Raw genomic sequence first — 4,418 nt, 5'->3', positions numbered from 1 at the left:
GGGCGAAGGTCAAGAAGGCGGTCGCCGACGGGCGGTTCGTGCCCGCGGGCGGCATGTGGGTCGAGTCGGACACGAACATGCCGGGCTCCGAGGCGATGGCCCGGCAGTTCGTGCACGGCAAGCGGTTCTTCCTCGACGAGTTCGGCATCGAGAACGACGAGGCGTGGCTGCCCGACACCTTCGGGTTCGCGGCCGGGCTGCCGCAGATCATCAAGGCGGCGGGCTCCAAGTGGCTGCTGACGCAGAAGATCTCCTGGTCGCAGACCAACCGCTTCCCGCACCACACCTTCAACTGGGAAGGCATCGACGGCACGCGCATCTTCACGCACTTCCCGCCCGTCGACACCTACAACTGCTCGATGAAGGGCAGCGAGATCGCCCACGCGGCGAAGAACTTCAAGGACAAGGGAGTCGCCCGGCACTCGCTGGCGCCGACCGGCTGGGGCGACGGAGGCGGCGGCACCACCCGCGAGATGATCGCGAAGGCGGGGCGCCTGCGTGACCTGGAAGGCTCGGCGACCGTCGAGTGGGAGACCCCCGCCGCCTTCTTCGAGAAGGCCGAGGCGGAGTACCCGAACGCCCCCGTCTGGGTGGGCGAGCTGTACCTGGAGCTGCACCGCGCCACCCTCACCAGCCAGGCGGGCACCAAGCAGGGCAACCGCCGCAGCGAGCACCTGCTGAGGGAGGCCGAGCTGTGGGCGGCCACCGCGGCCGTACGCGCGCCTGAATTCTCTTACCCCTACGAGGAGTTGGACCGCATCTGGAAGACGGTCCTGCTCCACCAGTTCCACGACATCCTGCCCGGCTCGTCCATCGCCTGGGTGCACCGCGAGGCGCGCGCGACGTACGCGAAGGTCGCCGAGGAGCTGAACGGCATCATCGACGCGGCGCAGCGCGCGCTCGCGGGGGAGGGCGGCGGCACGGGCACCGCCCTCGTCTTCAACTCCGCCCCGCACATCCGAGACGGCGTCCCGGCGGGCGGCGCGCGCCCCGCCGCCGTCGAAGGACAGTCGGCGATCGCCTCGCGCGCCGAGGGCGGATATGTCCTCGACAACGGCCTGCTGCGGGTCGAGATCGACGCCCGCGGTCTTGTTGTGTCCGCGTACGACATCGCGGCCGATCGGGAGACCGTCGCACCCGGTCAGGCGGCGAACCTGCCGCAGATCCACGCCGACTTCCCGAACATGTGGGACGCGTGGGACGTCGACGAGTTCTACCGCAACACGGTCACCGACCTCACGGAGGCCGAGGAGGTCACGGCGGGCGAGGACGGCGCGTCGGTCCGTGTCGTACGGGTCTTCGGCGACTCGCGGCTCACGCAGGTGCTTTCCCTTGCGCCCGGCTCCACGCGCCTGGACATCGACACCGAGGTCGACTGGCACGAGACGGAGAAGTTCCTGAAGCTGGCCTTCCCGCTGGACATCCACGCCGAGCGGTACGCGTCGGAGACGCAGTTCGGCCACTTCTACCGGGCCACGCACACCAACACGAGCTGGGAGGCCGCCAAGTTCGAGGCGTGCAACCACCGCTTCGTGCACATGGAGGAGCCGGGCTGGGGCGTCGCCCTGGTCAACGACTCGACGTACGGCCATGACGTGACGCGCACGGTGCGGGCGCCGGACGCCGGTACGACCACGACGGTCCGCGCCTCGCTCCTGCGCGCCCCGCGCTTCCCCGACCCCGAGACGGACCAGGGCGTGCACCGCTTCCGGCACGCGCTGGTGCCGGGCGCCGGGATCGGCGACGCGGTGCGGGAGGGCTACCGGATCAACCTGCCCGAGCGGCAGCTCACGGGTGGCGGCGAGGTGACTCCGCTGGTGACCGTCGACAACGACGCCGTGGTCGTCACCGCGGTCAAGCTCGCCGACGACGGCAGCGGTGACGTGGTCGTCCGCTTCCACGAGTCGCGCGGCGGCCGGGCGAAGGCCACGCTGACGGCGGGCTTCCCGGTCGGCTCCGTCGAGGCGACGGACCTCCTTGAGCGTCCTCTCGCCGATACCTCGTCGCCGGAGCGCTCGGCCGACGGCCTCGCGCTGACGCTGCGGCCGTTCGAGCTGGTGACGCTGCGGCTGACGCGGGCGTGATGTCCGACTGAGCAGTAGCAGCGGTGACGCGGGCGCCGTACGGACTTGTCGACAACTCCGTACGGCGCCCGCGTCATAGCACCCCCCCCGTAGGGACCCGGCACACTGGCCGACATGCCTGTCTCGCTGCATCACATCGTCATCGACGCCCATGATCTGCCCGCCCAGGCCCGGTTCTGGGCCGAGGCGCTCGGCTGGCGGATTCTGTCCGAGCGGGAGCGGGAGGTCGTGATCGGGCCCGATGTGAACGCGCCGGTGGGGATCTGCTTCATGCCGGTGACGGACCGCAAGGCCGTCAAGAACCGGCTGCACTTCGATCTGACGGCTCCGGCCCAGGACCGGGACGCCGAGATCGAGCGGCTGCTCGCGCTCGGTGCCCGCAGGGCGGAGGTCGGGCAGAGCGGCGCGGAGTCGTGGACCGTCCTTGCCGACCCCGAGGGGAACGAATTCTGCGTGGTCCGTCCGAAGGAGACCCTCGTCGGCTGAGGCTAAGGGGCAGCGCTGAGGCGGGCCGCCCGGTGGTGGAAGGCGCGGCGGACGGACGGGAAGCGTCTGCCGTCGCGGCGCGGGTGCACCCGGTTGGCGAGCAGGACGTGGAAGCGACCGGCGGCCGGGTCCACCCAGAGGCTGGTGCCGGTGAAGCCCGTGTGGCCGTACGAATCGGGGCCCATCGCGCCGCCGACCGGCGAGGCGACCGGGTCCTGCCCCTGCCAGCCCAGGCAGCGGCGCAGGTTGAGTCCTTCGGTGTGACACTTCGTCATCTGCGAGAAGGCGGCCGGGCCCAGGAGTCCGTCGCCGCCCCTGACCAGGGCCGCTCCCAGGCGTTCGAGGTCGGCGAGCGGGGCGAACAGTCCGGCATGGCCCGCGATGCCGCCGAGGACGACGGCGTTCTCGTCGTGCACCTCGCCCGTCACCACGTGCCCGCGCCAGGAGCAGTCCTCCGTCGATACGGCGTGTGCCCGGGCCTCGCCGTGCGGGGCGAAGGTCAGCCCGGTCAACCCCATTGGTTCGGCGACCAGTTGGGCGACGAGGATGTCCAGGGGCTGTCCGCCCGCCGCCTCGGCGAGCAGGCCGAGCAGGATGAAACCGGCCGACGAGTACCACACCGCCGTGCCGGGGCGCGTCGCGAGGGGAAGCGCGCGCACGCCGTCGAGGAGTTCCCGGCGGGTCGGGTGGTCGCGGTAGAGCGGCGTACTGCCCGGCAGGCCCGAGGTGTGTGCGAGGAGTTGGCCCACCGTGATGCGGGCCTTGTCCGTGCCGCGGTAGTCGGGCAGCAGTTCCTCCAGCGGATCCGCGAGGGACAGCGCGCCGCGCTCGGCCAGGGCGAGCACCGCCAGGCCCACCACGGGCTTCGTCACCGAGGCCAGGTCCCACAGCTCGGTGCCGTCGAGCGCGGGGCCGCCCCAGCGGCGGGTGCCCAGGTGTCCGGAGTCGAGGACGTCGTCACCGGTGCCGGTGGACCAGGCAGCGGCCGAGAAAAGCTTGTGCCGCCGGGCCTCGTCGAGCAGGTCGCGGGGGTCGCGGGGCGCGCTCATTCGCGTACCAGGCCCAGCAGTGAACTCCCGCAGGACGAGGCGGAGATGAGGCCCGCAGCCGCGCGCACCATGGGGCCGAACAGAGCCACGCTCTCCGTGTCGAGCGTGAACGTCGGGCCGACGATGCCCACCGCGCCCACCGGGCGGCCGTCCGCCCCGAGGACCGGCGCCGCCACGCCCCGTACATCGGGTTCGGTGCACTCGTCGTCCAGTGCGTACCCCTGTGCGCGGACGGCGGCCAGCTCCGCGAGGACGGCCGCCGGATCGGTGACCGTCTGCGGTGTCCTGGCCGGAAGGGCCGCCGTGCCGAGGATCTGCGCGGCCTCTTCCTCCGGCAGGGCGGAGAGGATCGCCAGGCCCGCGGCGCTGCAGTGCAGCGGGACCGTGCCGCCGGCCCGCACGGCGAGCCGGTAGGTGTCCGCCGCCTCGGACTGGGCCAGGTGAACGGCGGAGTCCGCGTCACGTACCGAATAGTGCGCCACGTGCCCCGTACGCAGCCGCAGATCCGCCAGGACGGGCCTGGCCAGGCGCAGTTCGGGGCTGTCGGCGAGCGCGGTCGCCGCGAGGCCGAGCAGCCGCGGTCCCGCGCGGTATCTGCCGCCCGGCAGCGCGACCGCGTAGCCGCTGTCGGCGAGCGTGCCGAGGAGGCGGTGCACCGTGGGCTTGGGCAGCCCGGTGTACGCCGCGAGGTCCGCGAGCCGGTGCGGGCCGTCCGGGCGCACGAGCGCGTCGAGGACCTCAAGGGCCTTGTAGACGGGGCCCTTGGCGCCGGCCTGTGAGTGGGCCGCGGTGGTGATCC

Annotated in this window: 4 protein-coding genes; 2 read left to right on the top strand and 2 right to left on the bottom strand. The window is 72.4% G+C overall.

The genetic code is table 11. The annotated features are described in order from the left end of the window. Positions 1 to 2,084: alpha-mannosidase (locus tag ACQKIP_RS40770; RefSeq protein WP_427745329.1), on the top strand; the 2,084-nt coding region annotated here is incomplete at its 5' end. Positions 2,085 to 2,198: 114 nt separating this feature from the next. Continuing rightward, positions 2,199 to 2,570 (top strand): VOC family protein, encoded by a 372-nt coding sequence (locus ACQKIP_RS40765; RefSeq protein WP_365865076.1) that lies wholly within the window; start codon positions 2,199 to 2,201, stop codon positions 2,568 to 2,570. Between the two features lie 2 nt (positions 2,571 to 2,572). Here the strand turns inward: ACQKIP_RS40765 and ACQKIP_RS40760 are convergent, their stop codons facing one another. Next, on the bottom strand, positions 2,573 to 3,619 hold the full coding sequence (locus ACQKIP_RS40760) for a serine hydrolase domain-containing protein (RefSeq protein WP_365865078.1): 1,047 nt from the start codon (positions 3,617 to 3,619) through the stop codon (positions 2,573 to 2,575). Continuing rightward, on the bottom strand, positions 3,616 to 4,416 hold the full coding sequence (locus ACQKIP_RS40755) for an IclR family transcriptional regulator (protein WP_427745328.1): 801 nt from the start codon (positions 4,414 to 4,416) through the stop codon (positions 3,616 to 3,618). Before ACQKIP_RS40755 ends, ACQKIP_RS40760 begins: the two co-directional genes overlap by 4 nt. Positions 4,417 to 4,418 lie beyond the last annotated feature (2 nt).

Origin of the sequence: Streptomyces sp. NPDC059900 (genome assembly GCF_050270335.1) — a bacterium.
Taxonomy (GTDB): domain Bacteria; phylum Actinomycetota; class Actinomycetes; order Streptomycetales; family Streptomycetaceae; genus Streptomyces.
Note: the sequence above shows the minus strand (reverse complement) of the source record. Positions and strands in the feature narration are given on the sequence as shown.